Annotated in this window: 3 protein-coding genes; all 3 read right to left on the minus strand. The window is 51.6% G+C overall.

What is annotated here, in order from left to right; translation table 11 throughout:
- Positions 1-226: 226 nt before the first annotated feature.
- Positions 227-682 carry a DUF3828 domain-containing protein gene (locus NV64_RS22665; protein ID WP_056235017.1) on the minus strand — a complete coding sequence of 152 codons (456 nt, stop codon included), beginning with the start codon at positions 680-682 and terminating at the stop codon, positions 227-229.
- Positions 682-1050, minus strand: coding sequence for a hypothetical protein (locus NV64_RS22670; RefSeq protein WP_056235019.1), 369 nt, complete (start codon positions 1048-1050; stop codon positions 682-684). Before NV64_RS22670 ends, NV64_RS22665 begins: the two co-directional genes overlap by 1 nt.
- A gap of 87 nt (positions 1051-1137) precedes the next feature.
- A partial coding sequence (locus NV64_RS24325) for a hypothetical protein (RefSeq protein WP_233209088.1) occupies positions 1138-1449 on the minus strand: 312 nt, incomplete at its 5' end.

A 1449-nucleotide genomic window follows, 5' to 3' on the forward strand; every position in this document is an offset into this window, starting at 1 on the left:
CGCGTTCCGCATCATCCCCCGATAAGCCAGGCGCCGGTTTAGCAGCAACGCCCCTAACCAGAAGCACGAAAGCACCAGAAAAGTACCCAACTCAACCCAGCCCCAGCCCCAGCCCCAGCAGCAAAGTCCATAACCATAAGCACCGCCCTTACAGCTACTTCCCTGACTGCATTTTTCACACCTGAGCTTCACACGAATTTTTGCCAAAGTTGATTATAAAACAACGTTATTCGCCCAACTGCTGCTGATAGTTGTTATCAATATCCTTCACCCGCACAATCTTCCAGCTCCCTTGCTCCTGTTGCAGCCAGGTACGCAGGTGCCGATGCCTGCCACCCTCGATCCCTAACCAGACATCAACGGTCGTAAAGGGCGGCGATAAAGCGGCTTTACCAACCTTCAACGCGGCAACCCAGCTCGGATCGTAATCCTGTGTATAAGTGAAATAATCCGATGCCAGATTATTATCGTTCGGGTTGCTTTGCAGCTCTGCCAGCCGATCCAGCGTCTGCTCTGCCACATACTGCTGCATCTCAGATGAATGCAGGTCGGGCGTCTCATCTGCTACCCACGCATTCAGATACATCGTATAAAACGCCTGCACCTGCTGTGCAGCAGTCTGACTGGCCGCGTAACAGGTGGACGTCAGCAATGAGATAATTAACAAAGAAACACGCACCATTAGTTCATCCTGTATATCTGGTAAGGAGGTTGATGCTGACGGTATCCCGGCCCTGGATACATCGTTCGCTGAAGAAAATCAGAATACCAGCGTTGTCCGTCAAACATCGCCATATGACCGCTGGGATTGCCCCCAGAATAAGGCTGAATGACCACGACATCCCCCGCGATAAGGTTCATGCCTGGCTGAATTTCGATGAAACCTGCCTGCTTCAGAGAGCGGCCATAGTCTTTAGCATCCGCGTGATGTTCCAGCCTTACCCCTCCGGCTTCTACAGCACGCCGGGTATATTCAGCACATCGATTGTGAGAAGTGCTACTCGCGTGTGAACGAATAAACTGTAACGCTGCCAGCGTATCCCAACCCATAACTCTTCCTTGAACCCTGTTTGTGAACAGAGAGTATTACTGCATGCAGGGGGGTATTTGCTATTGGTAATACAGTGATAAATCAGCCTAAAAGCTGTCGGGGGATGATGCGGTAATGCAGATCTCTGCTGGCAGCAACACATCAGCATAAAGGCAATCTGATGGTGATGCGGATAAGCAGATCGCTTCTGACAGCAACACATCAGCATAAAGGCAATCTGAGGGTGATGTGGTAAAGCAGATCGCTGCTGGCAGCAACACATCAGCAAAAAGGCAATCGGGGGGTGATGCGGTAAAGCAGATCGCTGCTGACAGCAACACATCAGCAAAAAGGCAATCGGGGGGTGATGCGGATAAGCGGACTGTCAGCGCCCATGGATGGGCGATGCCAAGCCCCCA

The sequence above is a fragment of the Erwinia sp. B116 genome, assembly GCF_002865965.1.
Lineage (GTDB): Bacteria > Pseudomonadota > Gammaproteobacteria > Enterobacterales > Enterobacteriaceae > Erwinia.

Bases quoted from the DNA above. Each gene is read 5' to 3' on its own strand.
- NV64_RS22665 (WP_056235017.1), bottom strand. From the start codon at position 682: ATGGTGCGTGTTTCTTTGTTAATTATCTCATTGCTGACGTCCACCTGT.
- NV64_RS22670 (WP_056235019.1), bottom strand. From the start codon at position 1,050: ATGGGTTGGGATACGCTGGCAGCGTTACAGTTTATTCGTTCACACGCG.